We start from the raw sequence: 26,667 nt of genomic DNA, 5'->3' as shown, positions 1-26,667 counted from the left end.
TTTCGGGCGTGGTCATCTCACCTTCCTCGTACTGGACGGGCCCGCTGCCCGAGGCGACTCCGCCAGCGGACCTGGCGCTGTACCGTCTGCCCACCGGCGCCTACACGACGCGAGCGGCGTTCGCCGTGACCGGAGGGTCCATCCGGGACAAGCGGGATTTCGCGGCCACCGCCGTGCTTATCGCTCACCCGAAGGGCGACCTGCTCATCGACGCCGGGTTCGGCGAGCACGTGGCGGAGCACATCACGATGCTCGCGCGCGTGGAGCGTGCTCCCCACCGGCTCGGCCGGACCGTGGCGCAGCAACTCGACGCGGCGGGCTATGACCGGTCCCGGCTGCTGGGCGTGCTCGTCACGCACGTGCACTGGGATCACGTCAGCGGCCTGGACTCCCTGCGGGTGCCGGTGTGGATCAACGAGGCCGAGATCCGCTACGGCGCCGACGACTCGCACGGCAGGGTCTTCCGCGCGGTGTCGCAAGGCCTGGAGATCCGGGAGTACGCCTTCGACGGCCCGGAGTATCTCGGCTTTCCGGCGAGCTTCGACGTCTACGGAGACGGCTCGGTGATCGTGGCCCTCGCCGCGGGGCACACCTCGGGTTCCGTCGTCGTGTTCGTCACGCTGCCCGCCGGGAACCGGTATGCGTTCATCGGCGACCTCACCTGGCAGATGGACGGCATCTCCCGTGGTGCGGAGCGCCCGTGGTTGCTGCGCCGCGTCGCCGACGTCGACGCCAAGACGGTCCGGGTCGGCCTGCGGCGCAGCATCGCCCTCAGCCGCGTGTTGCAGGTCGTTCCGGCACACGATGTCGCCGCCTACGACACCATCCCGCTCCTGCCGTCCCGGTTCCCGGCCGGGACACTGTGACCATGCCTGCCTCACCCGCGAGCCGCCCCGGTCCGACGATCGACGACGAGGCACCGCAGCGCCCCACTCTGGGGCCGGGGCCCGACTCCGAGCTCACGTGGCTGCTGCACCGGGCGGCCCAGCGGATGCACGCACTCGTCGGCGCGGAAGCAGAACGCCACGGACTGACGCTGCGCGACCACATCGTCCTCAGCGCTCTGCACAAGAGCGCCGATCTCACCCAGGTCGAACTCGGGCAAGCCCTCGGGATGGACAAGACGACTCTCACCGCTGAGATCGACCGGCTCGAGCGCATGGAACTCGTCTCACGACGCGTCAACCCGCGAGACCGGCGGGCCCGCATCGTCGCCATCACCCCGAAGGGCGACGCGGTGCGGGCGGCCATCGCCGCCGGCACCGAGGCCCGGGAGGCCGACGCGGTCCGGCCCATCCCGGCGGCCGAGGTCGCACAGCTACGACGGGCCCTCTACTTGATCATCGGCTCGGCCGAAGACCCGGGATCGTGCATCTGAACGCTTCCCCAGACGTGGCCGGCCGCAGCACCGCCGGCCGCCTCGGGTACGCCCGCAACCTCGCCGGGCCGGAGGACGAAGCCCAGAGCATGGTGGCGGCGCGAGCCGGCGCGGTCACCGCCGTCTGGCAGCAGTCCGGCCCCGATATGCCGGGCATGGCGTCACCTCACTAGCGGGCTCCACCAAAGCGCCGGTGGCCAAGTCCTGGCTTCTTCAGCGATCAGCCGGGCACCTCAACCCAGCGAGCGGCCGCGTCGAATGTGTCCATCGGGGTGGCGTTGAATGCGATCGCCGCCTCGGGCGCATGGCGATGCACCAGGTTGACCACCAGCTCGAACAGTTCCGGCTGATTGCGAACCCCGCCACCAATGACGACGCATTCCCACGGCCGGGCGCGAAGGGCAGTGGTGACGACCGCCTTCACATCGTCGCTGCCGTCGAGGCCGAACAGGCAGAACTCCGCCCCCACGTTGTGCTCGACAAATCGGGCCCGCCCGGCCTCGATCCCGTCCGCGACCGGCTTGGGGTCCCACGGTCCCGGCACCCGATACGGATCCAACCCGATCACCAGCACGCGGGGTGTGAGGGCCGTTGTGTCCACTGTCGAAGACTACGTGGCGTGCTGCGGCGTCCTGCGGAGGCATGTCCGGGCGGTGATCCACACGAGATCGCCGAAGTCGGGGTATCTGAGGCCGGTTGATACCCCCAGATCGGCGAAGTCGAGTCGATCATGCCGCAGGAAACGGTCCAAGATCTCGCTGGTGGCTGCATCCAGCAAACGCGAAAGGCCCCCGGCGCGAACCGGGGGCCTTTCGCGTGGGTCAGGGACGCGGGCCCTGGCCGTTGGTGTGCGGGATGCGCTCGGTGGGGATGACGCCGAGTCGGCCGGCCTTGAAGTCCTCGAAGGCCTGGAGCAGTTCGTCGCGGGTGTTCATGACGAACGGGCCGTACTGCGCCACCGGCTCGCGGATGGGCTGACCGCCCATGATGTAGAGGTCGAGCGCCGGGGTGTTGCTGTCCTGCGTGGCGTTCGCGCTGAAGCGCAGCGCGTTGCCCGGCCCGTGCACCGCGAGCTGGCCGGTGTGGACCGGCCGGCGCTCGGCGCCGACGGTGCCGCGCCCGCCGAGGACGTACACCAGGGCGTTGAAGTTGGGGTTCCAGGGCAGGTCGACCTGCGCGCCGGGCTGAACGGTGACGTGGCTGATGGTGATCGGCGTGAACGTGGAGCCCGGCCCCTTGTGCCCGGCGATCTCACCGGCGATGACCCGGACGAGCGCGCCGCCGTCCTCGGTGGTGAGCAGCGCCGACTCCCGGCCCCGGATGTCCTGGTACTGGGGCGGGTTCATCTTGGCCTTGCGGGGCAGGTTCACCCAGAGCTGCGTGCCGTGAAAGAGGCCGCCGCTCATCACCAGGTGCTCCGGCGGGGCCTCGATGTGCAGCAGGCCACTGCCGGCCGTCATCCACTGGGTGTCGCCGTCGGTGATGGTGCCGCCGCCGCCCTGCGAGTCCTGGTGGTCGAAGACGCCGTCGATGATGTACGTGACGGTCTCGAAGCCGCGGTGCGGATGCCACGGGGTGCCCTTCGGCTCACCCGGCGCGTAGTCGACCTCGCCCATCTGGTCGAGGTGGATGAACGGGTCCAGGTCGGTCGTCGACACCCCGGCGAAGGCCCGGCGGACCGGGAAGCCCTCGCCCTCGAAGCCGCTGGGCGCGGTGGTCACCTTGCGGACCTTGCGGATCGTGGTGGCCTTGTGAAGCTTGGGCAGGCGGGGCAGAACGAGGACGTTGTCAACGGTGATCGCGGGCATCGCGGGGCTCCTTAGCGTGTGGCGTGGGTGTCCGACGTGGTCCCGGCCGCCCGCAGGCGGCGGCCGAGCCGGTCGAAGATCCGGGTGAGGCAGGCGACCTCGGCGTCGTCGAGGTCGTCCATCAGATGGGTACGCACCGACGCCAGGTGGTGGGGTGCGGCCTCGGTCAGGGTGAGCAGCCCGGCGGCGGTGAGCACGGCTTCGCTGCCGCGCCGATCGTCCGGGCAGGGCTCCTTGCTGACCAGGCCGCGCCGCTGCATCGAGGAGATCTGGTACGTGAGGCGGCTGGGGGAGAAGACCAAACGGCCGGCCAGCTCGCCCATCCGCAGCCGTTGCCCCGGCGCTTCGGAGAGCAGGACCAGCACGTGGTAGTCGGCGAAGCTGAGATCGCTGTCGGCCCGCAGGTCGTCTTCCATCCGGGTGAACAGGCGCTGACTGGCCTCGATGTAGGCGCGCCAGGCGGCCGCTCGGGTGCTGTCCAGGCTCTCTGTCACGACCACGACACTAGCACTAGTTAAAAATTTAACTAGTGGTTTTCAGGGTTGTCTGCGTCACGTCTGTCTGGTTGCAGGCTCGCTTCGTACAGCTTTGAAGAAGGTCGTGGGTAAGCCGGCAGCGGGACCGGCGCGGAGTGTGTCAGACTCCGGCCTCGTGGAACACGTGGAGCTCGCCGCCGACGACCTGCTGTTGCGTCCCTGGCGGGACGCGGACGCCCCGGCGGTGCTCGACGCCCTGCGCGACCCGGCCATCGCCCAGTGGAACCCGCAGGGCGACGGCCCGATCGACGACCAGGTGGCCCTGCTCTGGGTACGTCGCCGGGCTGACTGGTCGGCCGGTGACCACGCCTCGCTGGCGGTGACCGACGCCGGTGACGGCGAACTGCTCGGCTCGGTGTCGCTGCACCACATCCGGCACGGCGACGCCTCGATCGGGTACTGGACGATGCCGGCGGCGCGCGGGCGCGGTGTCGCGACGCGGGCCGTCGCCCGGCTCACCGCGTGGGCGTTCGACGACCTCCGGCTGCACCGGATCGAGCTGTGCCATGCCGTCGCCAACCCGGCGTCCTGCCGGGTCGCCGACCGGGCCGGCTATCGCGCCGAGGGGACGCTACGCGAGTCGTACCGCTACGGCGACGGCCGCCGCTACGACGAGCACCTGCACGCCCGCCTGGCCACCGACCGCTGACAGCCTGGTGTAGAAGGGGCTTCGAAACGCCGAATCTCGCCTGCTTCGTCCTGGTGGGTGAAAGAGTGAACATCGTGACGACGAACCATCCGCCATCTGCGGCGGCAGACTCGGGGTACGCCGCCGCGCTGGACACGGCTGAGCGTCTGCTGGGCTTCCGCTTGGAGCGTTTTCTTGGCGCCACGCCTGGTGAGCCAGCCAACGGCGCAGACTTCAAACGGATCGCGACGGTGCACGCATTTGGCGACGTCTGGCCGCGCACCGAGCACCTGGATACACGGACGCGGGCACTGGTGTCCGTCACCATCGCGGCGACACTCGGCGTCCTGGAGCCCCTCCGTGGTCAGCTCCGCATCGCGCTCAACGCCGGCGCCACCAACGAAGAGATCGTCGAAGTCTTTCTTCAGGTCGCGGCCTACGCTGGCGTAGCACGCGCGTTCGACGGCTACCAGGTCGCGGCCCAGGTCTTCGCAGAAAACGCCGAGCGCTCAGACCCCGGTAAGTGAGGCATTCAGAGGTTGGTGGCGCCGAGACCTTGTTTACCAGGGTCTAAGACTGGCCGGTCAGCCCGAACTACGAGCCGTCTCGGCCCTGCCAGGTCGTCACGCAAGCCTCGTTGCCCTCGATGTCGGCGAGAAGGCGGGAGCGCGGGACGCGGACACGAGTCGGCCGCCGGCCGCCAGCGCGGCCTCGATCCGCCGGGGTGCCTCGTCGTGTGGGACGCAGACATCGAAGTGGATGCGATTCCGGTCCGTGCGTGGCCGATCCATCTGCTGGAACCACATCGCCGGACCCTGCCCCACCGGGTCGACGATCGGATCCTCGGGACCGTCGGCTCCCGCCTCGTCCGCGTAGCCCAGGACGGCCTTCCAGAACGGCCGCACCGCCGCGATGTCGAGCGCGTCGACAGCGATCTCCACGAGCTGGACCGAACGCGGTGCTCCCGTACCGATCTCAGGCTCGGTCCGGTGCCCGAGGTTACGCACGGTGGCGGAGATCCGATGCGCGAGGTCGATGTCGCGGGCGGTGGGCGCCGCCTGATCCATCGACTGGAGGGTCAAAACGACCCGTTCCGACCGCAGATCAGCGCGCAGGTGCCCATCCGCGTCGTCACCGCACTCCGCGACCAGGCGCCCCACCACCTCGACCGCCTCGGCCAGCGAGCCAACGGGCACCGATGTGCGGAGCGCGCCCAGCAAATACCGCCATCCCTGGTCGCTGATCGCGTCCGAGGCCGCCCGCCGGCTCAGCACCTGCTCCATATAGGCATCCTTGCACGCGGCGGCGGTGCCGGTTTGCGGACTGCGGGCCCAGTACGAATATCGTTTACGCCAGCGCGGCCGGTAAATTGACCCCATCGCCGATAGTGGAATTCTCGATATTCTGGCGACGAGCGTTGAGATCGTATGGGGGATATGGGGTGAACGAGGAAGAGGCTCAGAAAAGTACTTCACCTGACAGTTCAGCCGATGTCCCCGACGAAGTCACGTCGCCCCCGGCCGCAGGCGGCAGCGAAGGCCGGCAACCCCGCTCTGCGTCGCGGCCGTGGGAGGCCGTGGCCGCAGTCTCTGCCGCTGCCGGGGTGATCGTGGCGCTCGCCGTCGGCCTGCCGAGTGTTCTGTCGGACAGGTCTGCCGAGTCCGATCGCCCCCCGGCCGCTGTGTCCCCGACGTCGGCCCCGGCGCAGGCGCCGTCGCCCAGCCCTGCACCGCCCGTCACGATCCTCACGCCGACGTCGACAGAGGGCGCCACCGTGGAGTGTGTGAAAGACGCCTGCGCCATCGAGGTGCGCGGCAGGACGCGCGCTGCGGCTGGGCTGCATTCGTATGTGCTGATCGCGCGCGAATGTTGCCCAGGAGACACGCCGCGGTTTTACGTGCAGTGGGATTCCACGAAAGAGGTCCCCGGTGGAGACTGGGTCGCTCTGGCCTATGTTCAAAAGCCGCCCGTCAACGCAACGTTTCAGATCAAGGCGATTCTCACGACCTCCGCCGTCCGGGCGACGCCCGGAGCCGATGACCTCATTGTCTGGTCCGACGACATGGCGGAGGCCGTCGGACTCGTCGCGGAGACGCCGACGCTCACCGTGAAGGTCGCGGACGTCGTCCAGGCGACCGCGTTCTGCGACTGCTCATAGCGGGACGCCAGTTACTCGGTGACCCGGCGCAGGAACGCGGCCAGGTGGCCGGTGGTGCGGTCGATCTTCTCGGTCAGGGTGATGGTCTCGTCGATTCGCCGCCCGGCCTCCTTCTTGCCCCGTACGTAGAGCGAGCAGGCCAGGTCGGAGCAGACGTACGCGCCCACGGAGTTGCCCTGCCGGCCCTCGCGGCCCGCCTTGCGCGCGGTCATCAGCGACACGCCGTCGCCGGTGTGGGTGGTCAGGCAGAAGGAGCACATGCTGCGCCGTGTCCGCCCGGTCTGCTGCGGCGCCACCCGCAGCGCGACCCCGACGGGGCCGTCGTCGGTCTCGGCGACCAGGTACGCCCGCTGCGGCGCGGCGGGGTCCCGCCAGCCGAGGAAGTCGAGGTCGTCCCAGGGGTACGTCTCCAGATCGACCGGTACGGCCATCCGCTTCGCCTCGCCCTGCGTGACGTTGACGAAGGAGGCGCGGATGGCGGGTTCGGTGATGGCTAGCATAGGTTGTAGCCTAGCTCTCCTAGGCAACCGATTAACAAGGCTAGTTTGAGGGGTGTGGCGAGTGGCACGTGCCGGCGTGACGGTCGAGCGGTTGACCCAGGTGGCGGCCGACCTGGCCGACGAGGTGGGCGTGGAGAACGTGACAGTCGCCGCCCTCGCGCGGCACTTCGGGGTGAAGGACGCGAGCCTCTACTTCCACCTCAAGAACGCGCACGACCTGCGCGTCCGAATCGCCCTGCTGGCGCTCGCCGAGCTGGCCGACCACGTCTCCGACGCGCTCGCCGGCCGGGCCGGCAAGGACGCGCTGGTGGCCTTCGCGAACGCGTACCGGGACTATGCGAGGCGGCACCCGGGCCGGTACGCGGCCATGCAAATCGACCTCGATCCCGAGACGGCCGCCGCGAGCGCGGGTATCCGGCACGCGGAGATGACCCGGGCGATTCTGCGCGGCTACCGGCTCGCCGAGCCGGACCAGACCGACGCCATCCGGATGATGCACAGCACGTTCCACGGATTTGTGAGCCTGGAGCGTACCGGCGGTTTCCGCCACACGCCGCGCCCGACGGACGACTCCTGGGCCCGTACCCTCGATGCTCTTGATGCCCTGCTGCGCAACTGGCCGCAACCGTGACGGGCGGGCATGGCCGCCAATGGCCGCCATGCCCGCCCGCCCGCGCCTGCCCGACTCCGCGCCCCGGTCAGGACGTCGAGGTCGGCGTGACGTTCACCAGCCAGTCGGTCCCGAACCTGTCGGTGCACCGGCCGTAGCGGGCGCCCCAGGGTGACCGCGCGAACGGCACCGTGACGCTGCCGCCCGCGCAGAGCCGCTCCCAGTACCCGGTGAGTTCCGCTTCGTCGTCACCGCCCAGGGTGATCGACGGCGGGCTACCGGTCCCGTCGTCGCCGGGCTTGCGGTCCGAGCCCATCAGCACGATCCCGGACGCTCCCCGGAGAATCACGTGCGCGACCAGATCGTCGGTCGCCGCGTCGTCGGGTCCGTGCAGGTCGCCGAAAGTGGTGATCTGGAGACCGCCGCCGAACACGGACTGGTAGAACCCCATGGCTTCCCGGGCGTTGCCGGCGAAGCTGAGGTACGGGCTCACCCGGGCGGTCATCGGCCGGCCTCGGCGGCGAGCGGACGTCGCGGTGCGGTCCGCTGTCGGAGCAGGACGAACCCGAGCCCCGCCAGGAACCAGGCGGCGAGCACCGCGAGCGGCACCAGCGTGTGCGAGCCGCCGAAGTAGCCGAAGTTGTTCACCGCGCGGACGGCCGCGCCCGGCGGAAGCTTCGCCGAGATCGCCTGCGCCCAGCCCGGCAGCAGGTCGACGCCGATCGTCGCACCGCTCGTCGCGTTACCGATGGTGGTGAGGGTGAGCACGGCGAGCGCGATACCGATCGGCCCGAGCCATGCGCCGAGGGCCTTCGTGGTGAAGGCGCTGGCCGCCGACAGCAGGATGAGCGACAGGGCGAGCAGGGGGAACGGCGCCGTCAGTGAGCCGTACACCGGGCCGGCGACCGTGGCCGCGACCACGCCGATCACGACCGCGAACCCGCCCATCGCGTAGAGCCGGTGGCGCAGGCGCACCTTCGCGGTGGCGGCGGTGAGCCCCTGCGCGAGGACGAACGACGAGAGGGTGACCCCGAAGACCACGTAGAAGGCGGACAGCCCGCGACTGTCGTAGCCCGCCAGCGGGACGATGTCGTTCTCCTGGACGGTCATGCCCGCCTGCTTGCCGAGACCGGCGACGAGTTGCCGGGCGGCACCGCTCTCGCTGAACCCGCTCGCGCCGGCGTAGTCGAGGCGCAGGCTGTCGGGCGCGGCCGCGCTGAGAACCGCGACGGCGTCCCCGTCGTGGACCAGGGCGGCACCGTCGTCGACGCTGGTGACCTGGGTTACGGCGACGGCGTCGCCGAACCCGCCGTGGGCGGCGGTGGCCAGTTGCTCGCCGACGACCGCGATCGGCAGGCGGCTCGGTGCGGGATCACGTTGCAGCCCGACGTAGACGGCGATGAACGCCGTACCGATGATCAGCCCGGTGATCACCAGAGAGAGCCAGGCGGCACGCTGGGTGGTGACGGGCGTTTCCCGCTCGGTGGGTGACTCGGATGGCGACGTCATGGGTGCTTCCTCGGGTAGTGTGGTTTGAATGTCCAACCAGATGAACCGTAGCACCCCCGGTTTGAATTCCAAACCAGAGCGGGACACTCTCGCGGTGGCGCTCGACGCGGTCAACGACAGGTGGTCGCTGCACATCGTGCGCGCCCTCGCCTTCGGCGCGTCGCGGTACACCGAGATCCTGCGAGCGGTCGGCGCACCCCGGGACGTCCTCGCCGCCCGGCTGCGGAAACTGGCCGAAACCGGAATCCTGCAGGCCCGTGCCGCCGAGGACGGCAAGGTCGCCGGGTACGAACTCACCCAGAAGGGCCGGGACCTCGGTCAGGTCATCCTCGTGCTCAAGCGCTGGGGCGACACCTACAGCGATGCCGACGTGCCCCAGGTCGACTTCATCCACGACGTCTGTGGCGAGGTGTTCGTCGCCGAGGTCCGTTGCCAGGCGTGCGGCCGGCCCCTGAAGTCCGGAGAGCTGTCCCTCGACAAGGAGTCCCCCGCATGCTGACCGACCTCGAACTGGCCGACTGGCGCGAGCGGGTGGCCCGGCTCTACCTGTCCGACGTCGACCTGGCGGGATTCCGCGCCGGCCGCGACGACCTCTTCGCCACCCACCCGCAGAGCCCCATCCCGCCCGACGAACGGCCCGCCTTCCGGGGCGTGCGGTACTTCCCACCCAACCCGGAGGCCGTGGTCGAAGCGCCGCTACGGCCGGCCAGCGGTGAGCTGAGCATCGACACCGGAGGCCCGGACGGCGTCGTGACGTACCGGCGGGTGGCGGTGGCCGAGACGTCGTGGGGGCCGCTCACGCTGTGGTGGATCGAGGCGTACGGGGGCGGACTGTTCGTGCCGCTGCGCGACGGCACCTGCGGACAGCAGACGTACGGTGGGGGCCGCTACCTCACCGACACGGTGAAGGGCACCTTCGGCCGGGGCGTCGAGCTGCTGCCCGGCGACCGCGTCCGCCTCGACGCTAACTACCTCTACAACCCGAGCTGCGCGTACGACGACCGTTGGGCCTGCCCCCTCGCGCCGTCGGAGAACCGGGTCGACGTCCCGCTGCGCGCCGGCGAGTTGGCGTACCACGACTGACCGGCGAGCGGGAGAACCGGTTACGAACACCGAGCTGACAGCTTCCTGACATGCCTGCGCCAGGGTGGGGCCGAATCGGTCACACGACGGGAAAGAGGCACAGCATGGCGAGGCAGCGCACGGCGTTCCTGGTGTTCGCGGCCGTCATCGTGGCGGCGACCGCCGGATGCGACCCCGGCGGCGCGAAGACCGGTGAAGAACAGCCCGACGTCGCCACCCTCCAGACGGCGACCGCCGCGTCGCCGTCGCGGAGCGCGTCGCCGACCGTCGAGGCGCCGAGGTTCCGCCTCGACGACACCGACGCGGACCGGACCGCGAAGATGAAGCCCTACGACGACTGCCTCAAGCAGCACGGGCTCGACGTCATCGCCATCCGGCAGAAGCGCAAGCCCCCGCTCGGCGACGCCGCCCGGGAGGCCGCCAACAAGGCGTGCGAACCCCTCAACCCGCTCCCACCCTGGGAGGAGGACCCCGCCAACCCGAAGGCCCGCGACTTCACGTACGCCGTGGTCAAGTGCCTGAGGGCGAAGGGCGTGGACGTCGAGCTGTCACCCGACGGAGCGAGCTACGGCTACCGGGGAACACCCGACGACCCGGGCGACGTCGAGAAGGGCATGAGCCTCGCCCTCGTCTGTCGCCGCGAGGTCGCCAAGACCGACTACTAGCTGACCCCCCGCCCGGCGCGCGCCGATCTTGCACTTTCGGTCACTGATATGCCCGCTCTGCGCCAATGTGGTAGCGCAGAAAGTGCAAGATCGGCGGCGGGGTGTCGACGGGTCAGCGGGTCAGCGGGTCGTTGCCGGGCGTGAGCCGGGCATCTGCATGCGGCCCAGGAGCTGCCTCGCCTGGTCGGCTAGCTGCGCGTCGACAGTTACCGCGTACTGGCCGGCGCGGAGCGAGCTGGCTGAGGTGAAGTCGCGCTGCCCGCCGGTCATGGCGTGCGCGACCGCGCCGAACACGGCGCCCCAGATCGCGCCGATGACCAGTCCGACCAGGATCACCGCCAGCCAGTTGCCGACGGTGAAGATGCCGAACAGCAGGCCGATGAAGAGCCCGAACCAGGCGCCGGTGCCGGCGCCGAGCAGGGCCGCGCGGCCCGTCGTCATCCGTCCCAGCACCGTCTCGACAAGCGTCAGGTTCGTGCCGACGATGGCGGTGTGCTCCACCGGGAAGCGGTTGTCCGCCAGGTAGTCGACCACCTTCTGCGCGGACGGATAGTCCGGATACGAGCCGATCGTCACGGTGGGTGGGCCACCTTCCGGCCCGTGCCCGTCCGCGCCGGGTGTCGACGGGCGGCCTGCCGGGCCGGACGGAAGCACGTCACCACTGGTTGCGCCGGGCCGCCAGGCGGCGGTCGGCTCCGGGGCTGAGGTCATCAGCATCCTCCCTCGTCAGCCGCCCGGTTTCCCGCAAGTGCCGAGTGGTAACGCCGGGCCGGCGGGCGGGTGCCGCGGCTCGGGAGGCATGCGTGGGGACGGCCCGGGTAGGCAGCCGGGTGCAGACCGCAAAGATCAGCGACCACGGCTTCCTCGCGGACGGCCGCAGCGCGGCTCTGGTGGACCACGCGGGGTCGGTGAACTGGTGGTGCCCGGGTCGGTTCGACGCCCCGTCGGTGTTCGCGCGGCTGATCGGCGAGGACGCCGGGCACTGGTCGATCCGGCCGGAGACCGACGACTTCACCGTCGAACGCAGCTACCTCGACGACACCCTGGTCCTGCGGACCGTCTTCCGCACCGCCGCGGGCGAGGTGGAGTTGACCGACGCGCTCGCCCTGGAACCCGGCGCGCGCGAGCACGACATCGGTTACCGCTCGCCACAGGTGCTGGTCCGCAGCGTGCGGGGCCTCTCCGGCGAGGTGCCGATGCGGGTGCACTACCGGCCCCGGTTCGAGTACGGCCGCACCACGCCGTTCCTCGTCGAGCAGGACGGCGCCCTGGATGCGGTCGGCGGGGCGAGCCGGCTCACCCTGGTCGGCAGCGTGCGGCTGACCTGCGGCGACGGCGAGGCCGCCGCCGCGTTCACCGTCCGCGCCGGCACGACGAACAACTTCACCCTCGGGTACGCCCCGACCTACGACTCGCCCCGGCCACAGGTGCCCGACGCCGACCGGACCATCGCCGACACGGCCGAGGGGTGGCGCTCCTGGGTCCGCAAGCACGAGTACCAGGGGATCTACGCCGAGCATGTGCGACGCAGCGCGCTGATCGTGCAGGGCATGACGTACCGACCCAGCGGCGCGGTGGTCGCCGCCGTGACGACGTCGCTGCCGGAGGAGCTCGGCGGGGACCGGAACTACGACTACCGGTACGTCTGGGTGCGTGATTTCAGCCTGACCCTGCGGGCGCTCTGGCGGACGGCCTGCTTCGACGAGGTGCAGCGGCAGTTCACCTGGCTCGGCCGGGCGATGGGCCGGATCGACGAGGAGCCGGTGCCCATCATGTACGGGGTGCTGGGGGAGCGGGACCTCACCGAACACCGCCTCGACCAGCTCGCCGGCTACCGCGACAGCCCGCCCGTGATGATCGGTAACGACGCGTGGCGGCAGCGCCAGACCGACGTCTTCGGCGAGGCGATGGACGCGGCCTGGCTCATGCGTGACCGGCTGGAACCGTTGGAGCCGGACGTCTACCACCTGCTGCGGTCCCTCGCCGACAAGGCGGCCCGGGACTGGCCGCTGCCGGACGCGGGGATGTGGGAGGAGCGCGGGGTCGAACACCACCACGTGTCCTCGAAGGTGCACTGCTGGTCGGCGCTGGACCGGGCGGTCCGCTTCGGCGCCCGACTCGGGGAGCCGCAGGACGTGGCCCGCTGGGCGGCCGCCCGCGACAAGGTCCGTGCCGAGGTGCTGGAACGAGGATGGAGCGAGCGGGTCGGGGCGTACACCGGAAGTTATGAATCCGACGACCTGGACGCGTCGGTGCTGGTGATGCCCCTGGTGGGGTTCCTGCCGGCCGACGACGAGCGGATGCGCTCGACGATCCGTGCCGTGGAGGACAAGCTGTCCCACGACGGCCTGCTGCGACGCTGGGACGGCGACCCGGCGGGGTTCCTCATCTGCTCGTTCTGGCTGGTCTGCTGCCTGGCGCTGGCCGGCGAACGGGACCGGGCGCGCGAGTTGTTCGAGACGCTACTGGCGCGACTCAACGATCTGGGACTGTTCGCCGAGCAGATCGACCCGCTGACCGGGGAGCAGTTGGGCAACTTTCCCCAGGCGTTCTCGCACATCGGTCTGATCAACGCCGCTGGTGTGCTCAGCGACGTCGAAGAGGACTCGGCGCTGCGCAGCCTGGGCATGCCGCCCTCCTTCTTCACCCCGGCGTCGCGCTGAGCACGCGGCCCACGTCCGGGAGATGATGCCGGCATGAGGCTGGTGCTCACGGCGGACACGCATCTCCCCAAGCGGGCCCGGGACCTCCCGGAGCAGTTGTGGACGGCGGTCGAGGCGGCGGACGTCGTGCTGCACGCCGGCGACTGGGTCGACGAGTCGCTGCTCGACGCGATGACCGCCCGCGCGCGACGGCTCGTCGCGGTGTACGGCAACAACGACGGGCCGGCGCTGCGCGCCCGGCTGCCCGAGGTGGCCCGCGTGGACCTCGACGGGCTACGGGTGGCCGTGGTGCACGAGACGGGTCCGCGCACCGGCCGCGAACAGCGGTGCGCGGCCCGTTTCCCCGACGTCGACCTGCTGGTCTTCGGGCACTCGCACATCCCCTGGGACACCGTGGCCCCCAACGGGCTGCGCCTGCTCAACCCCGGGTCGCCCACCGACCGCCGCTCTCAGCCACACGCCACCTACATCGAGGCCGAGACGACCCGGGGGAGCCTTACGTCCGTACGCCTGCATATCCTGCCGCGTCGCTGACCAGCGCGCCTACTGGCCCCGGCCCGTCTCGGCCTGGAGCTCGTCGATCCGCTTGGAGGCCTCGGCCTTGGTCAGGTCGTCCGGGAGCGTCGCGTCCGCCTCCCGGGCCAGCGTGGCCAGGTACGACTCCTGGGCCGCCGTGGGCGGCTCGTCGCCGGTGACCCACTCGTCCGGGTCCTTGATCGCGCCGCGCGGGTCGGCCTGATCGTTGCTACGGTCCGTCATCCTCATCATCCTTTCTTCGAACAGGTGTGCCAGTACCCCGATTACCGCCGGTTCATGCCCCCGGACGACGCCTACGATCATCGGATGAGCGTTGACTCGGCGGGCGTGCTGGTGGTCGGGGCGGGCATCGCCGGGGTGGCGTGCGCCGTGGAGCTGACCCGCGCCGGGCTGCCGGTGCGGGTGCGCGAGCGGGGGCACGTCAGTGGCGGCCGGATGGCCAGCAAACGCTTCGACGGTCGCCCCGCCGACATCGGCGCCGCGTACTTCACGGCCAGCGACCCGGACTTCGCCGCCGTGGTCGACGAGTGGCGTGCCGCCGGCCTGGTCCGCGAGTGGACCGACACCTTCTGGGCGTACGACACGAACGGCCGGCACGAGGTGCCCGGCCCGCTGCGCTACGCCGCCCCACGCGGGCTGCGGTCGCTCGTCGAACACCTGGCCCGTCCGATGCCGGTGACCGTCGACCGGTTGGTGCTCGCCGTGGAACCCGGGCCGACGGTCGACGGCGAGGCGTACGACGCGGTCGCCCTGGCGATGCCGGGACCACAGGCGGCCCTGCTGCTCGATCCGGCCCTGGCCGACGCCACCCGCGTCGTGCAGGCGCAGACCTGGTCGCCGACCCTCGCCGCGGTGCTGCGCTTCGGTTCCCGGCGCTGGCCGACCTTCCGTGGCGCGTTCGTCAACGACCATCCGGTGCTCAGTCTCGTCTGCGACGACGGCGACCGGCGGGGCGACGACGCGCCGGTGCTGGTCGCGCACACCGTGCCGGAGTTCGCCGCCGGGCACCTGGCCCAGCCCAGCGCCGCCGGGCCGGCGATCGAGCAGGCCGTCCGGGACCTGCTCGGTCTGCCCGACGAGGCCGCCGACGTGCACGTGCACCGCTGGACGTACGCCAAGCCGACCGGCGAACCCACCGACGTCACCCACCACCTCGACGCCGACGGGATCGGCCTGGCCGGCGACGCGTTCGGCGCACCCCGTGTGCAGAGCGCCTGGCGCTCCGGCCGGGACCTCGGTCACGCGCTCGTCTCCCGCCTCGGCTGAGGAGTCCCGGCGCGCTCAGGAGTGCCCGGCGACGGCCACCGGCTGGGCCTCGGACTCGGACGGGTCCTCGGTGCGCTCGCCCTCGCGGTCCAGCAGCTGCATCACCGGGGTCGCGGCGACGCCGTGCACCACCACGGACACGAGCACCACCAGTCCGACGGTGGCCCACAGCAGCTCTGCCTGCGGGAAGTCCGCCTTCGTGGTGGCGTACGCCAGGTAGTAGAACGAGCCCACCCCACGGATGCCGAACAGCGAGATCACCCAGTGCTCCGCCGGACGACCGGGCGCGCCGCGCAGCGACAACCAGCCGACGACCGGCCGGATCAGGAAGACCAGCGCCAGCCCGACGGCCGCCGCCGGCCAGGTCAGCGGCGCGAGCAGGCCGCCCACGATCGCGCCGCCGAGCAGCAGCAACAGCACCAGGGTGAGCAGCCGCTCGACCTGCTCGGCGAAGTCGTGCAGCACCGAGTGGAACTCGTGGGTCCGCTCGGCGGCCCGGATGGCCCGCGCGGCCACGAACACCGCCAGGAAGCCGTACCCGCCGGCCACCTCCACCAGCCCGTACGCGAGGAACGTGGCGGCCAGCGCCAGGAACCCCTCGGCGTGCCGGGCCAGCCGCAACTCGCTGGGCGCCCGGAAGAACAGCTTGCCGAGCAGCCAGCCGATGAGCAGGCCGCCGCCCACCCCGACGCCGACCTTCCAGAGCACGTCGACGGTGAACCACTCGGCCATCCACGCGCGCGGGGCGAGGCTGGTCGAGGCGATGGCGATGGCCGCGTAGACGAAGGGGAACGCCAGCCCGTCGTTCAGGCCGGCCTCCGAGGTCAGGGCGAAGCGGACCTCGTCCTCGGAGTCCTCCACATCGGTCGGCTCGCCGACCTGCACGTCGGCGGCGAGCACCGGGTCGGTCGGGGCCAGCGCGGCGGCCAGCAGCAGCGCCGCCGCCGGCACCAGACCGGCCCACCACCAGCCGAGCAGCGCCACCGCCGCGATGCACACCGGCATCGCGATGGCCAGCAGTCGCCAGGTGGAGGACCACCGGGCCCAGCTCAACGGTCGGTCGATCTTCAACCCGGCGCCCATCAGGGCGACGATCACGCCGATCTCGGTGAGGTGGGTGGCGAGCTCGGGATGGGCCAGCGGGTCCGGCGTGGGCAAGCCGATCGGAAGGAGGAAGACCAGCATGCCGAGGGCGAGGAACGCGATCGGCATGGACAGCGGTCGGCGCTCCAACACCCGGGGCAGAATGCCCGCGAGCAGGGCGCCCACGCCCACCAACGCGAACGCCACATCTACCGGCTCCACGGACACCACCCTCTCGCCGCACCCGCACGGTGCGGGCAGGTGGCCACAGACCATGCCCCGCGAGACTGGTGGCTATGCGTGTCGACCCGGACGAACCGGAGTGGGGCTCACCTCGGGCGGGTGAGGGGGGAGTCCGCCAGCTCGGCCAGCAGCGCGGCCGGGTCGTCGTACACCGCCACCGCGCCGGCGCCGGCGAGTTCGCCGCGGCTCGTGCCGCCGCAGGTCAACCCGACGCACGGGATGTCGAGCTTGCCGGCCGCCGCGACGTCCCACACCGAGTCGCCGACGAAGACGACCCGCTCGGCGGCCAGCCCCGACTGATCGAGCGCCGCTTCGAGAATGTCCGGCGCGGGTTTGCTCTCCTTGGCGTCGGCCGACGACGTGACGGTGTCCACCACGTCGTCCGCGTTCAGTGCCCGGCGCAGCGCGCCCACCTCGTGCTCGGCGGCGGAGGTGGCGAGCACCACCCGCAACCCGCGCTCGGCGCAGGCGCGCAGCAGGTCCGCCGCCCGGGGCAGCGGCGTCAGCCGTTCCCAGTACTCGGTGTAGAGGGTGTCGTGCGCCTCGCGCAGCTTCGGATCCTCGTCGCGGTCCCGCTCCGGGCCGAGCAGGTGATCCAGCAGCTTGTCCGAGCCCATGCCGATCGAGCGGTGCACGGTGGCCATCGGTACCGGCCGGTCGGCTTGGCGCAGCGCCTCCCACCAGCTCACCGTGTGCAGGTACGTGGTGTCGACGAGCGTTCCGTCGACGTCGAAGAGCACCCCTTGGGGTTGTTCGTTGGCCATGGCCGCACTCCTACCCCTTCGGCGATCGGCTGACTCGCCCCGCACGGGTCGGTGGGTACGACTCAGTGTGGTTCGGCCGGTGGGACGAGGATCTCGAACCAGACCGTCGAACCGCGCACCGACGGATCGGTGCCCCAAGCGTCACTCAGCTCCTCGATCAGGCCCAGTCCACGCCCGCGACTGCTCAACGTGTCGGTACGGGCCCGGGTCACGGTGCCCCGGGTGCCGGAATCGGCGACCGAGACCAGCAGCCGCTCGGGGCTCAGGTCGATCTCCACCCGGGCGGCCGTGCCGGCGTGCAGCAACGCGTTGGTCGTCAGCTCGCTGGTGCACAGCACCGCCGCCCCGATCACCGACTCGGGCACCTGCCACTCGGTGAGTTGACCGGTCATCCAGTGCCGGACCCGGCTCGGCGCGGTCGGCTCCGCCGGCATCTCCATCGCCGTCGACCGGCTCGGCTTGAGGGCGTGCTCGACCGCCAGCACCGCCACGTCGTCCTCGGTACCGCCGGCCACCGCCGCGGTCGCCACCGCGCAGAGGGCACGAGGGTCGCTGGTGCCGGCCTTGGCCACCGCGTCGCCGAGGGCGTCCATCCCGGCGCTCAGGCTCTGCCTGCGCCGCTCCACCACGCCGTCGCTGAACAGCAGCAGGGTGTCGCCGGGCGGGAACGCGACGGTGACGGTGGTCGGTCGTCCGCCCAGTCCCAGCGGGGGAGCGGCCGGCACCTGCACGTACTCGGCGTGCGTGCGGCCGTCGGGCGCGCACCGGCGGATCAGGGGAGCGGGATGACCGGCGCTGGCCAGGGTCAGTTCCCGCCGCTCGGCGTCGATGACCCCGAACGCCACGGTGACGAACAGCTCGTGGCTGCCGGCCTCCGCGCCGAGGCTGGTCACCAACCGGTCCAGACCGGTCAGCACCGCGTCCGGCGCCGGATCGGCCAGGGCCAGCGCGCGCAGGGCCGCCCGCACCTGCCCCATCCGTGCCGCCGCCTGGACGTCGTGCCCGGCGACGTCGCCCAACACCACGCCGAGCGCGCCGGTGGGCAGCAGGAACGCGTCGTAGAAGTCGCCGCCGGCAGCGTTGCCGTCCACCCCTGGGTCGTAGCGGGCCGCGATCCGCAGCCGGGGCAGGTCGGGCAGGTGCTCGGGCAGCATGCTGCGTTGCAGCAACTGGGCGGTGCCGTGCTGGGTCTCGAACCGCCGCGCCCGCTCGGCGGCCTGGCCGATCAGCTCCGCCGCCGCGGCGAGCAGCGCGCGCTCGGCGGCCGACCAGGAGTGTGCGCCCTGGTAGCCGACCGTCAGCCCGCCCCGAACCACCGACGTGCCCAGCGGGAGCGTGGCCATCGAGCGGATCTTCTCGTCATGCCGGTCCACGGCGGTCTCGCGCAGCGGCTGGCCGTCGCGGATGAACCGGGCCTCGCCCGACCGGGCGGCCAGCGCGACGGGACCTTCCCAGTCGGCCGGCGCCCGCCGCCACAGCGGAGGCAGCCGCTCGTCTGCCTCGTCCATCAACTCGCCGCGCACCCGACGCACCATCCGCCAGCCGCCGCCACCCTCGTCGACCACGAACGCCACCCGGTCGGCGTCGAACATTCCGATGGTGTGGCGCAGCGCGACCCGGGCCACGTCGTCGAGGGTGAGGGTGCCGGCGAGCGCGGCGGCCACCTCGCTGAGACTCTGCAACTGCTCGGTGACGTGAGTGGTTTCGGCGGCCACCGTCAGGATTCCGACGATCTGCCCGTCGCTGTCGCGTACGGCCGAGTGACTGCGGGTGAAGACCACCTGTTCGGCACCGCCGTTCTCCCCGATCAGGGGGAGCGTGGACTCCTTCTCCAGGAACGGCACACCCTGGCGGTAGGCGCGCTCGATCGCGTCACCGAAGCCGGGCAGGTCCCAGACCTCGGCGTGGACCTCGGCGGCGGGTCGACCGAGGGCGGTCGGATGCTTGCTCCCCAGCAACTCGGCGTAGCCGTCGTTGTAGAGCAGGACCAGGTCGTCGCCGTACGCCAGCGCCATCGGCATCGGCGAGGCGAGGATCAGCCCCACCACGGCCCGGACCGCCGCGTCCCACCCCTCAGGTGGGCCGAGCGCGGTGGCGGACCAGTCGTGGGCGAGCACGGCTGCCGCGCCGGGGCCGGTGGATGCGCCGGGGGCCGGAATTGATGGCGTGGGGACTCGCCCGACCGTTCCTGGCATGTTCGCAGCCTAGCCGGCCGTCGCTCAGCCGCATCCGATCATGTGCGCGGGTCGCCGACACCCCCGGCGCGGTTGCTGTTCGGGCAGGTCAAGGCCCCTGTTTGTCGACTTGTCGGAAAAATGGCAGTGAGCCGCCCGGACTGCCGTACCGGTGGCCGGGTATGCGCCCGGCGCAGTCCACGCGACAGGAGGGACATCATGCTGAAAACCCTCGCGGTGCGGCAGGCCGACATCGGCGACGCCATCGCCGACACCTGGAGGTCGGTGCTGCTCTTCATCCCGAAGGCAGTGGCCTTCATCGTCATCCTCGTGGTCGGCTGGCTTATCGCCAGAGCGGTCCTCAAGATCGTGGATGCGGTGCTGGAACGGGTGCGCTTCGACGAAGCGGTAGAACGCGGAGGCATCAAACGGGCACTTGAGAGAACGAAGTACGACGCCAGCGACATCCTGGCCAGGTTGGCGTACTACGCCGTCCTGCTGTTCACCCTGCAGTTCGCCTTCGGAGTCTGGGGGCCCAACGCGATCAGTGACCTGATCCGCGGTGTGGTGGCCTGGCTGCCGCGCGCGTTCATCGCGATCGTCATCGTGGTGGTCGCGGCCGCCATCGCCAACGCCGTCCGGGATCTGGTCACCGGGGCGCTGGGCGGACTCTCGTACGGCAAGGTCCTGGCGGACCTGACGGCGATCTTCATCATCGCGCTCGGCGTGATCGCCGCCCTGAACCAGGTGGGTATCGCCACCACGGTCACCACTCCGGTGTTGATCGCGGTCCTCGCAACGGTCGCCGGCATCCTGATCGTCGGCGTCGGCGGTGGCCTGGTCAAGCCGATGCAGAACCGCTGGGACGGCTGGCTGGACCGGGCCGCCCGGGAAGCCCAGGCGGTGCAGGAGCACCGGCGGGCCGCCTCGGCGGGGCGCGGCGACATGGAGCGGCAGATGGCCGACCGTGGCGGCGACCGGACCCAGGCCATGCCCCGGGTCGACGAGCAGTCGACGGTGGCCGGCGGACGTGGCACGTACCAGTCCGGAGCGGCCGACGAAACCCAGCAGTACCGCCCGTAACGGGGCGTGATCGTGCGAGGGAGGGCGTCCACGCGGCTCGCGTGGGCGCCCTCCGCGTGCTCAGGAACGGTCGAGCGAGCGGGCCAGCGCGCAGACGGCGACCAGCCGGGCCAGCGGCCACTCCGGCGCGCTCCAGTCCACCGACCCGCGCGGTGGGGCCCACCCGTGCTCCAGGGCGGCGTCGCGTACCCCCTCGGCGTAGCCGGCGAGCGCCGCGGCCGTCAACGGCCGGCGGTCACCGTCCAGGCTGTCGCGGACGGCGGCGGCGTGCTGGTCGACCAGCGCCAGCAGCCCGGGACGCGCGGCGGCGGCCGCGAGGCCGGCGGTGCCCACGGTGACGGTGAGGGCGGCCAGGGTGGACCGCGCCGACTCGACGGCGGTCGGGGAGGCGACCCGGTTGAACGGCACACGCATGGTGACCGAGGCTAACCGACCGGTGATCGACCGACCTCGGCCGCTCGGTGCTTGTGGGTTGTGCCACCGGACGAGCGACGCTGGCCGCGAGGGTTGATCCGGCACAGACGGGGCACCAGGCACTGGACGACGCAGGACGGCGCAGAGTGTGGGAGCGGCGATGGGGCAGCGGGCGGACGGGCCGGACGAGCAGCACCGGCGGCCGGCCGGGGTGAGCGACGAGACGGTCGCCGCGCTGGGCAAGCTCAGCGAGGCGTTGGAGTGCGTCGAACGGGCCCGCGGACACCTGTACTCGCTGCACCAGCTCATCGGGCACGCCGACCTGATGCTCGACGACGCGATCGAGACGTTCCGCGCGGCCGGGCACCACCGGATCGCCGAGCGGATCGACACCGAGCTGCTGGGCCGCAACGTGATCGCCGGCCGGTGGACCTTCCAGATCGTCGAGGACTTCGACGACGGCTACCACGCGCTGTTCCGGGAGCTGGACCAGCAGGCCCGCGACGAACTGGTGGGCGGGCGGCGACACCTTTACGAGGCGGAGATGAAGGAGCGCCGCCGCACCCGGGGCCAGCCGGGCCACGAGGCCCGCCCGGACTGACACTGGACTGGCGGACGCGAATGATGGGGCCTGATGGGCCGGTCCCCGTCATTCACCAGGAGCGTTCGTGGCCCTGGCCGCCGGACTGTTGCGCCGCTTCGGCTGGTGATCGACCGGGCCAGCCAGGACCTGGGCTGGGAGGGCGCGACCCACGGCACCAGCCTTACCCCCGACCGCACGCTGAAGATCGAGCCGGGCGAGACCGAGGTGGTCGCGAGGCTGTTCGTCGCCGTCCCGGCGACGACGTTCGCCGGCACGGTGGGGGCGTTGGAGCCGTGGTTGGCCCGCGTCGAGCCGCCGGCGGTCGGGGTGGACGGTCGGGGCCGGGGCGCTGAGCGGCGGCGGTCGTGCTGGTGAGCGTGATGCCGGTGAGTCATCTAGATGACTCACCGGCATCACGCTCACCGGGGTGTTGTCACCGTCGGTCGCATGGCGTGGCGGTCGGAACGCCAGAGTTCGTCCCAGGCCGTCGAAGGCCGCGCTACATCATTCTCCACCAAGATCCTTCAAAGACACGGCCTAACGGGCCAGGCGGTCCAGGAGCTCGCCGAGCAGCGCGTGTTCGCCGGGGGTGAGGTCGCCCGGGTCGTCGCCGACCAGCGCACGTAGCGTCAGCGCGGCGCTCGCACGAGTCGCGGGGGCGTCGGTGGGGGCCATGCGCAGGACTCCGGCCAGCGCGGCCTCGCGGACACGTCCGGACAGCTCGAGATCCGGCTCTGGCTGGCTGATCAAGGTGAGCGTGATGCCGACGTTGGCGGCCAACACCTGTTCGGCGGCATCGGCCGCCGGCACCTTGAGTCGGCCCCGGGCGGCGGTCAACCGGTCGCGCAACGCGGCGTGCGCGGGAGCGGTGACGGCGCAGGGCCTTCCCGGCTCTGCGCGGCCGTAGAGCAGCCCGTAGAACGACGGGTGCTCCAGCCCGAACTGTACGTGTCTGTCCCAGCCCTCGCGCAGGTCGTTCAGCGGGTCGCCAGAGTTCTCGATCGCCGTGTACTGGGTGAAGCCGTGGCTCGCCACGGCGTCGATCAGGCCCTGCTTGCTGCCGAAGTGGTGGTACAGCGTCGGGGCCTGCACGCCGGCGCGGTCGCACACCGCCCTGGTGGACACCGTGCCGCCGCTCTCCAGCAGTTCCGCCGCGGCGAGCAGGAGTCGATCTCGTGCGTTCTGCATAGTTGCTACATTAGCTCATGTAGCGCTACATTGCTCGCTATAGCGAAAGGAGAAGTCCATGAGGACTTGGTTCATCACGGGTGGGACGCCCGGCGGGTTCGGCCTCGTCTATGCCGAGGCTGCCCTGGAGCAGGGCGATCAGGTGGTGGTGACCGCGCGTCGGCCTGCTGAGCTGCGGGAGTGGGCTGAGTCCTACGGCGACCGGGTGCTGGTCCTGCAGCTCGACGTCACCGATGCCGACCAGGTGCGTGCGGCGGTCAGGGCGGCCGAGGAGCGGTTCGGCGGGATCGACGTGCTCGTCAACAGCGCGGGCCGTGGCTGGTACGGCTCGATCGAGGGTGCCCCCGACGAGACGATCCGCCGCACGTTCGACCTCAACCTGTTCGCCGTGGTCGAGGTGGTACGCGCCGTCCTGCCCGGTATGCGGGCACGCGGCGACGGTTGGATCGTGAACATGTCGTCGGTGGCAGGCCTCGTCGGCGCGCTGGGGTTCGGCTACTACGCGGCGGCGAAGTTCGCGATCGAAGGACTGTCGGAGACACTGCGCCAGGAAGTCGAGCCGTTCGGCGTGCGCGTGCTCGTCGTGGAGCCGGGAGCGTTCCGCACCAAGGCCTTCGCCTACTTCCAGAACGAGGACGTCAACGAGACCGTCGACGCCTACCTGCCGATGGTCGAGGGCGTCCGGGCGGCGTTCGTGGACCACAACGGAAAGCAGGCAGGAGACCCCGTTCGTGGGGTGCAGGCCGTGATCAGCGCCTTGAACGCACCCGTGCCGCCGAAGCGGATCGTGCTGGGCAACTCCGGCTACGACGCCGTTGTCGCGATGCACGAGAACGCGCTCGCGGAGCTGCGCGCGAACGAGAAGCTCTCCCGTGGAGCGGACTTCTGAGCCTGTCACACACCAGGACGCGCCCGCGTCCTGGCACCCGAGAAGACTGGAGAGCGGAAATGAACGACATCACTCTGCCCAAGGCCGTCGATCACTTCATCACGGCGACCAACGCGCACGATGCGAACGAGCTGGCCGCGGTCTTCGGCGACGGGGCCACCGTGCGCGATGACGGGCAGACCTGGACCGGCGAGGCCGAGATCCGCGAGTGGATCCAGGGGCACCTGATCGACCCCAGGGTCGTGCTCACGCCGACCTCGTTCGCCCACGACCGGCTGGTGGCCTCCGGGGACGGTGATTTCCCTGGCGGGCCCCTGTCCTTCGCCCTCGTGTTCGACATCAAGGACGACCAGATCAGCGGCCTTGCGATCGAGCCCGTCTGATTCGTTGCCGGCCGGAACTGCCGCAGGGCGGTTCCGGCCGGTGACCAGGAACGGGCAGCCAGCGGCACCAGCAGAGCGCCCCTGGCCGGAAGTGCGGTTGGCCGCTCTACTCGCTGGGGGCGTTGGCGGGCCGACGACGGGCGGCGTCGTCGGCGATGATCACGGTGGCCACCATCAGCGCGACGCAGACGCTGAACAGCCACGAGTCGTCGGAGACGAGCCGGGCCGACACCGGCGCCTGGAGCGCGGCGAGCAGGAAGCCGAGCCAGGCGATGCGGCGCTGACGCGTGGAGAGGATTCCGGAGCCTTGATGCATCCCGAAATTCTTACGCGAACACGCGCGTTTGCCGTCCCCCGATCGGCCGATTCTGACTGAGCTGTCCGCTTTCTCGACCGTCCGGACACCACTTCTTGTCGCAGCGGGCGGGCGCCTTCCGACGACGGTACGGTGCGCTGCGGCAGGATGCTGTCCCATGTCCACCTCGCCCCCGCCACCCCGCGCCGCGCTGCTCCTGCTGGCCTACCTCGCGTTCGTCAGCCTCGGCCTGCCGGACGGCCTGCTCGGCGTCGGCTGGCCGTCGATCCGGGCGGACTTCGGCATCCCGACCGAGGCCGTCGGGTTGCTGCTCACCGCGGGCACCGTCGGCTACCTCACCTCCAGCGTGCTGGCCGGGTTCACGCTGGCCCGCATCGGCGTGGGCGCGCTGCTCGCCGGAAGCACCCTGCTCGCCAGCCTGGCGCTGACCGGATACGCCCTGAGCCCCGGGCTGGCGGTGATCGTGGGCTGCGCGCTGCTGCTCGGGCTGGGCTCCGGCGCTGTCGACTCCGGGCTCAACGCGTACGCCGCCGGCGCGTTCGGTCCGCGCCACATGAACTGGCTGCACGCCTTCTTCGGCCTGGGCGTGGCGATCGGTCCACTGATCATGACAGCGGCGCTGAGCGCCGGACTGGCCTGGCGGTGGGGGTACGGCATCGTGGCCGCCGCCCAGCTCGCCCTCGCCACGGCGTTCGCGCTGACCGTACGCGCGTGGCGACGCCGCGATCCCGCTCCCGGGGCGGACGCGGAAACGTCCGACACCGCCGCGCCGGTCCGGGTGCCGGTCCTGGCCACCCTGCGGCTGCCGGTCGTCTGGTCGGGGACACTGGCCTTCGCGCTGTACGTCGCCATCGAGGTGTCCGCCGGGCTGTGGGCGTTCCTGCTGCTCACCCAGGGGCGCGGCCTGACCGGCGCGGTGGCGGGCGGCTGCGTCTCCGCGTACTGGGGGAGTCTCTTCGTCGGCCGGGTGGTGCAGGGGGTGGTGGCCGAACGGCTCGGGCCCCGGCTGGTGTTGCGGGTGAGCCTGGCGGGCATGGCCGTCGGCGCGGCGCTGATCGCCGTCCCCGGCTCGGCCGTGTTGGCCGTGCTCGGCCTGGTCGTGCTCGGTTTCGCCGCCGCGCCGGTGTTCCCGCTGCTCACCCTCACCACCGCCGAGCGGGTCGGCGCGGCGCACGCGGACCGCGCCATCGGGTTGCAGATCGGTGCCGCCGGTCTGGGCGCGGCGCTCGTTCCGGCGGGCCTCGGCGTGCTGATCAGCAACGTGTCGGTACAGGCGCTCGGCCCGTCCCTGGTGGTGCTCGCGCTGGCGCTGATCGTGCTCTACGAGCTGGGCGCCCGCCGGTCGTCCGGGGACGCCGGGCGGACCGGGCCGCCCGGCGTGGACTATCCGTTGTCCGGTCCGGTACGGCCGGTCGTGGAGGGACGGTAGGCGCGCTCCGGGTCGGTCGGCTCCCGCCCCGGCGCCTCGCCGCCCCGGTCGGCCGCAGCCGGCCCGTGCCCGAAGGCGGCCTCCTCGCCGGCGTCGTTGCCGGTCACGTCGTCAGCCTGCCCGTCGATGCTGGAACCCGCCACGGCGCGCTCCAACTCCTCCAGCGGCAGCCGCTCCTCGTCCCGCCACACCCTGTCGTCCGTCATGCCATCAGCGGTACCCGGGCGCGATGATCGCAAACAGGTGCGCCGCGGCCCGGAACACGACGATGGCCGCCGGGAAACCGGCGGCCATCGTTGATCGCGTACGCCCGATCACGGCTGCGGGCGGTCCACCGAGCCACGCCAGGCGCCGGTCTCCTGACCGCGCCGCTCGATGAACGTCTTGAACCGCTCCAGGTCGCCCTTGGCGCGCCGGTCGACGATGCCGAGCTTGTCGCCAGCCTGCTCGACCACACCGTGCGGCTCGAACTCGAGCTGGAGGGTGACCCGGGTCTTGCTCTCGTCCAGGCGGTGGAAGGTCACCACACCCGCCTGCTGGGTGCCGCCGGTCGAACGCCACGCGACCCGCTCGTCGGGAAGCTGCTCGGTGATCTCGGCGTCGAACTCGCGCTTGACACCGGCGATGTCCACCGTCCAGTGGGTCATCGTCTCGGAGAGCTGCCGGACCTCCTGCACGCCCTCCATGAACTGGGGGAACTCCTCGAACTGCGTCCACTGGTCGTACGCGGTCCGCACGGGTACGGAAACCTCGACGTGTTCGGTAACGCCACTCATC

35 protein-coding genes and 1 pseudogene are annotated in these 26,667 nt (G+C 71.3%); 19 read left to right on the top strand and 17 right to left on the bottom strand.

Features of this window, described 5'->3' with window-relative positions; all coding sequences use genetic code 11:
• The first annotated feature begins 8 nt into the window (after positions 1-8).
• Genes ACIBTX_RS07375 through ACIBTX_RS07365 form a run of 3 tightly spaced genes read left to right on the top strand, consistent with a single transcriptional unit; the run spans position 9 to position 1,551 of the window.
• Positions 9-866 carry an MBL fold metallo-hydrolase gene (locus tag ACIBTX_RS07375; protein WP_396832181.1) on the top strand — a complete coding sequence of 286 codons (858 nt, stop codon included), beginning with the start codon at positions 9-11 and terminating at the stop codon, positions 864-866.
• A 2-nt stretch (positions 867-868) separates the two neighbouring features.
• Positions 869-1,378, top strand: a complete 510-nt coding sequence (locus tag ACIBTX_RS07370) for a MarR family winged helix-turn-helix transcriptional regulator (protein ID WP_357119822.1) — start codon at positions 869-871, stop codon at positions 1,376-1,378.
• Between the two features lie 14 nt (positions 1,379-1,392).
• Complete coding sequence (locus ACIBTX_RS07365; RefSeq protein ID WP_396832180.1) at positions 1,393-1,551, top strand: hypothetical protein; 159 nt, start codon at positions 1,393-1,395, stop codon at positions 1,549-1,551.
• 47 nt (positions 1,552-1,598) lie between these two features.
• Here ACIBTX_RS07365 and ACIBTX_RS07360 read toward each other — a convergent pair whose 3' ends face one another.
• The 3 genes from ACIBTX_RS07360 to ACIBTX_RS07350 all read right to left on the bottom strand — a co-directional run bounded on the left by ACIBTX_RS07360 (position 1,599) and on the right by ACIBTX_RS07350 (position 3,680).
• Positions 1,599-1,979, bottom strand: coding sequence for a hypothetical protein (locus ACIBTX_RS07360; protein ID WP_396832179.1), 381 nt, complete (start codon positions 1,977-1,979; stop codon positions 1,599-1,601).
• A 220-nt stretch (positions 1,980-2,199) separates the two neighbouring features.
• Positions 2,200-3,186: a pirin family protein gene (locus ACIBTX_RS07355; RefSeq protein ID WP_396832178.1), complete on the bottom strand. Its 987-nt coding sequence runs from the start codon at positions 3,184-3,186 to the stop codon at positions 2,200-2,202.
• Between the two features lie 11 nt (positions 3,187-3,197).
• Complete coding sequence (locus ACIBTX_RS07350) at positions 3,198-3,680, bottom strand: MarR family transcriptional regulator (protein ID WP_357119813.1); 483 nt, start codon at positions 3,678-3,680, stop codon at positions 3,198-3,200.
• 157 nt (positions 3,681-3,837) lie between these two features.
• Between ACIBTX_RS07350 and ACIBTX_RS07345 the strand changes: the two genes are divergently transcribed.
• Entirely contained in the window at positions 3,838-4,371 is a 534-nt protein-coding gene (locus ACIBTX_RS07345) for a GNAT family protein (RefSeq protein WP_357173401.1), read from the top strand.
• A gap of 65 nt (positions 4,372-4,436) precedes the next feature.
• Positions 4,437-4,877, top strand: coding sequence for a carboxymuconolactone decarboxylase family protein (locus ACIBTX_RS07340; RefSeq protein WP_357119807.1), 441 nt, complete (start codon positions 4,437-4,439; stop codon positions 4,875-4,877).
• 96 nt (positions 4,878-4,973) lie between these two features.
• Here the strand turns inward: ACIBTX_RS07340 and ACIBTX_RS07335 are convergent, their stop codons facing one another.
• The gene (locus tag ACIBTX_RS07335) at positions 4,974-5,825 is read right to left on the bottom strand and encodes a VOC family protein (protein ID WP_396832177.1); all 852 of its coding nucleotides are present in this window, start codon (positions 5,823-5,825) and stop codon (positions 4,974-4,976) included.
• Between ACIBTX_RS07335 and ACIBTX_RS07330 the strand changes: the two genes are divergently transcribed.
• Positions 5,792-6,508: a hypothetical protein gene (locus ACIBTX_RS07330; protein ID WP_363660906.1), complete on the top strand. Its 717-nt coding sequence runs from the start codon at positions 5,792-5,794 to the stop codon at positions 6,506-6,508. The two genes, ACIBTX_RS07335 and ACIBTX_RS07330, sit on opposite strands and share 34 nt — an antisense overlap.
• 11 nt (positions 6,509-6,519) lie before the next feature.
• On the opposite strand, the gene ACIBTX_RS07325 is transcribed toward ACIBTX_RS07330, so the two are convergent.
• On the bottom strand, positions 6,520-7,008 hold the full coding sequence (locus ACIBTX_RS07325; RefSeq protein ID WP_357119799.1) for an FBP domain-containing protein: 489 nt from the start codon (positions 7,006-7,008) through the stop codon (positions 6,520-6,522).
• Between the two features lie 61 nt (positions 7,009-7,069).
• Here ACIBTX_RS07325 and ACIBTX_RS07320 point away from each other — a divergent pair, with 61 nt between their 5' ends.
• Positions 7,070-7,639 carry a WHG domain-containing protein gene (locus tag ACIBTX_RS07320; protein WP_357119796.1) on the top strand — a complete coding sequence of 190 codons (570 nt, stop codon included), beginning with the start codon at positions 7,070-7,072 and terminating at the stop codon, positions 7,637-7,639.
• Positions 7,640-7,706: 67 nt separating this feature from the next.
• Here the strand turns inward: ACIBTX_RS07320 and ACIBTX_RS07315 are convergent, their stop codons facing one another.
• Entirely contained in the window at positions 7,707-8,123 is a 417-nt protein-coding gene (locus tag ACIBTX_RS07315) for a VOC family protein (protein ID WP_357119793.1), read from the bottom strand.
• Positions 8,120-9,127 (bottom strand): hypothetical protein, encoded by a 1,008-nt coding sequence (locus ACIBTX_RS07310; protein WP_357173413.1) that lies wholly within the window; start codon positions 9,125-9,127, stop codon positions 8,120-8,122. The genes ACIBTX_RS07315 and ACIBTX_RS07310 overlap by 4 nt, the downstream gene beginning before the upstream one ends.
• 61 nt (positions 9,128-9,188) lie before the next feature.
• On the opposite strand from ACIBTX_RS07310, the gene ACIBTX_RS07305 reads away from it, so the two are divergent.
• From ACIBTX_RS07305 to ACIBTX_RS07295, 3 genes are all read left to right on the top strand, one after another.
• Positions 9,189-9,626, top strand: a complete 438-nt coding sequence (locus ACIBTX_RS07305; RefSeq protein WP_357119787.1) for a helix-turn-helix domain-containing protein — start codon at positions 9,189-9,191, stop codon at positions 9,624-9,626.
• Positions 9,623-10,210 carry a DUF1684 domain-containing protein gene (locus ACIBTX_RS07300; RefSeq protein ID WP_357120762.1) on the top strand — a complete coding sequence of 196 codons (588 nt, stop codon included), beginning with the start codon at positions 9,623-9,625 and terminating at the stop codon, positions 10,208-10,210. Before ACIBTX_RS07305 ends, ACIBTX_RS07300 begins: the two co-directional genes overlap by 4 nt.
• Positions 10,211-10,314: 104 nt before the next feature.
• The gene (locus ACIBTX_RS07295) at positions 10,315-10,875 is read left to right on the top strand and encodes a hypothetical protein (protein WP_396832176.1); all 561 of its coding nucleotides are present in this window, start codon (positions 10,315-10,317) and stop codon (positions 10,873-10,875) included.
• Positions 10,876-10,995: 120 nt separating this feature from the next.
• On the opposite strand, the gene ACIBTX_RS07290 is transcribed toward ACIBTX_RS07295, so the two are convergent.
• Complete coding sequence (locus ACIBTX_RS07290; RefSeq protein WP_357119781.1) at positions 10,996-11,586, bottom strand: general stress protein; 591 nt, start codon at positions 11,584-11,586, stop codon at positions 10,996-10,998.
• Positions 11,587-11,705: 119 nt separating this feature from the next.
• On the opposite strand from ACIBTX_RS07290, the gene ACIBTX_RS07285 reads away from it, so the two are divergent.
• Both ACIBTX_RS07285 and ACIBTX_RS07280 read left to right on the top strand, forming a co-directional pair.
• Positions 11,706-13,538: a glycoside hydrolase family 15 protein gene (locus ACIBTX_RS07285; protein ID WP_357173418.1), complete on the top strand. Its 1,833-nt coding sequence runs from the start codon at positions 11,706-11,708 to the stop codon at positions 13,536-13,538.
• Positions 13,539-13,571: 33 nt separating this feature from the next.
• Positions 13,572-14,072, top strand: a complete 501-nt coding sequence (locus tag ACIBTX_RS07280) for a metallophosphoesterase (protein ID WP_357173421.1) — start codon at positions 13,572-13,574, stop codon at positions 14,070-14,072.
• Between the two features lie 9 nt (positions 14,073-14,081).
• Here ACIBTX_RS07280 and ACIBTX_RS07275 read toward each other — a convergent pair whose 3' ends face one another.
• Positions 14,082-14,297: a DUF3072 domain-containing protein gene (locus ACIBTX_RS07275; RefSeq protein WP_357119772.1), complete on the bottom strand. Its 216-nt coding sequence runs from the start codon at positions 14,295-14,297 to the stop codon at positions 14,082-14,084.
• Between the two features lie 105 nt (positions 14,298-14,402).
• Between ACIBTX_RS07275 and ACIBTX_RS07270 the strand changes: the two genes are divergently transcribed.
• Positions 14,403-15,341, top strand: a complete 939-nt coding sequence (locus ACIBTX_RS07270) for an FAD-dependent oxidoreductase (protein ID WP_357173864.1) — start codon at positions 14,403-14,405, stop codon at positions 15,339-15,341.
• 15 nt (positions 15,342-15,356) lie between these two features.
• On the opposite strand, the gene ACIBTX_RS07265 is transcribed toward ACIBTX_RS07270, so the two are convergent.
• The 3 genes from ACIBTX_RS07265 to ACIBTX_RS07255 form a co-directional block, all read right to left on the bottom strand.
• Positions 15,357-16,646 (bottom strand): cation:proton antiporter, encoded by a 1,290-nt coding sequence (locus tag ACIBTX_RS07265; protein WP_396832175.1) that lies wholly within the window; start codon positions 16,644-16,646, stop codon positions 15,357-15,359.
• 107 nt (positions 16,647-16,753) lie between these two features.
• Positions 16,754-17,431 carry an HAD family hydrolase gene (locus ACIBTX_RS07260; RefSeq protein WP_355053431.1) on the bottom strand — a complete coding sequence of 226 codons (678 nt, stop codon included), beginning with the start codon at positions 17,429-17,431 and terminating at the stop codon, positions 16,754-16,756.
• Between the two features lie 62 nt (positions 17,432-17,493).
• The gene (locus tag ACIBTX_RS07255; RefSeq protein ID WP_396832174.1) at positions 17,494-19,626 is read right to left on the bottom strand and encodes a SpoIIE family protein phosphatase; all 2,133 of its coding nucleotides are present in this window, start codon (positions 19,624-19,626) and stop codon (positions 17,494-17,496) included.
• 198 nt (positions 19,627-19,824) lie between these two features.
• On the opposite strand from ACIBTX_RS07255, the gene ACIBTX_RS07250 reads away from it, so the two are divergent.
• Positions 19,825-20,688 carry a hypothetical protein gene (locus ACIBTX_RS07250; protein WP_357119761.1) on the top strand — a complete coding sequence of 288 codons (864 nt, stop codon included), beginning with the start codon at positions 19,825-19,827 and terminating at the stop codon, positions 20,686-20,688.
• Between the two features lie 60 nt (positions 20,689-20,748).
• Here ACIBTX_RS07250 and ACIBTX_RS07245 read toward each other — a convergent pair whose 3' ends face one another.
• Positions 20,749-21,102: a DUF6401 family natural product biosynthesis protein gene (locus tag ACIBTX_RS07245; protein ID WP_357119758.1), complete on the bottom strand. Its 354-nt coding sequence runs from the start codon at positions 21,100-21,102 to the stop codon at positions 20,749-20,751.
• 160 nt (positions 21,103-21,262) lie between these two features.
• On the opposite strand from ACIBTX_RS07245, the gene ACIBTX_RS07240 reads away from it, so the two are divergent.
• Positions 21,263-21,703, top strand: coding sequence for a hypothetical protein (locus ACIBTX_RS07240; RefSeq protein ID WP_357119755.1), 441 nt, complete (start codon positions 21,263-21,265; stop codon positions 21,701-21,703).
• 99 nt (positions 21,704-21,802) lie between these two features.
• A pseudogene (locus tag ACIBTX_RS07235) lies at positions 21,803-22,036 on the top strand (hypothetical protein); the annotation flags it as partial.
• Between the two features lie 186 nt (positions 22,037-22,222).
• Here the strand turns inward: ACIBTX_RS07235 and ACIBTX_RS07230 are convergent.
• Entirely contained in the window at positions 22,223-22,873 is a 651-nt protein-coding gene (locus ACIBTX_RS07230; RefSeq protein WP_357119752.1) for a TetR/AcrR family transcriptional regulator, read from the bottom strand.
• 58 nt (positions 22,874-22,931) lie between these two features.
• On the opposite strand from ACIBTX_RS07230, the gene ACIBTX_RS07225 reads away from it, so the two are divergent.
• On the top strand, positions 22,932-23,762 hold the full coding sequence (locus tag ACIBTX_RS07225) for an SDR family NAD(P)-dependent oxidoreductase (protein WP_357119749.1): 831 nt from the start codon (positions 22,932-22,934) through the stop codon (positions 23,760-23,762).
• 59 nt (positions 23,763-23,821) lie between these two features.
• Positions 23,822-24,145 (top strand): nuclear transport factor 2 family protein, encoded by a 324-nt coding sequence (locus ACIBTX_RS07220; RefSeq protein WP_357119746.1) that lies wholly within the window; start codon positions 23,822-23,824, stop codon positions 24,143-24,145.
• Between the two features lie 106 nt (positions 24,146-24,251).
• Here ACIBTX_RS07220 and ACIBTX_RS07215 read toward each other — a convergent pair whose 3' ends face one another.
• On the bottom strand, positions 24,252-24,461 hold the full coding sequence (locus tag ACIBTX_RS07215) for a hypothetical protein (RefSeq protein WP_357119743.1): 210 nt from the start codon (positions 24,459-24,461) through the stop codon (positions 24,252-24,254).
• A gap of 157 nt (positions 24,462-24,618) precedes the next feature.
• On the opposite strand from ACIBTX_RS07215, the gene ACIBTX_RS07210 reads away from it, so the two are divergent.
• Positions 24,619-25,890, top strand: coding sequence for an MFS transporter (locus ACIBTX_RS07210; protein ID WP_357119740.1), 1,272 nt, complete (start codon positions 24,619-24,621; stop codon positions 25,888-25,890).
• Here the strand turns inward: ACIBTX_RS07210 and ACIBTX_RS07205 are convergent.
• Both ACIBTX_RS07205 and ACIBTX_RS07200 read right to left on the bottom strand, forming a co-directional pair.
• Positions 25,845-26,096, bottom strand: a complete 252-nt coding sequence (locus tag ACIBTX_RS07205) for a hypothetical protein (RefSeq protein ID WP_355053421.1) — start codon at positions 26,094-26,096, stop codon at positions 25,845-25,847. The two genes, ACIBTX_RS07210 and ACIBTX_RS07205, sit on opposite strands and share 46 nt — an antisense overlap.
• A gap of 108 nt (positions 26,097-26,204) precedes the next feature.
• Positions 26,205-26,666: an SRPBCC family protein gene (locus ACIBTX_RS07200; RefSeq protein ID WP_357119737.1), complete on the bottom strand. Its 462-nt coding sequence runs from the start codon at positions 26,664-26,666 to the stop codon at positions 26,205-26,207.
• Position 26,667: the final 1 nt, after the last annotated feature.

This window comes from Micromonospora sp. NPDC049359 (assembly GCF_044466585.1).
Classification (GTDB): domain Bacteria; phylum Actinomycetota; class Actinomycetes; order Mycobacteriales; family Micromonosporaceae; genus Micromonospora.
The sequence above is the reverse complement of the archived record's forward strand: the minus strand, read 5'-3'. Positions and strand labels throughout refer to the sequence as shown.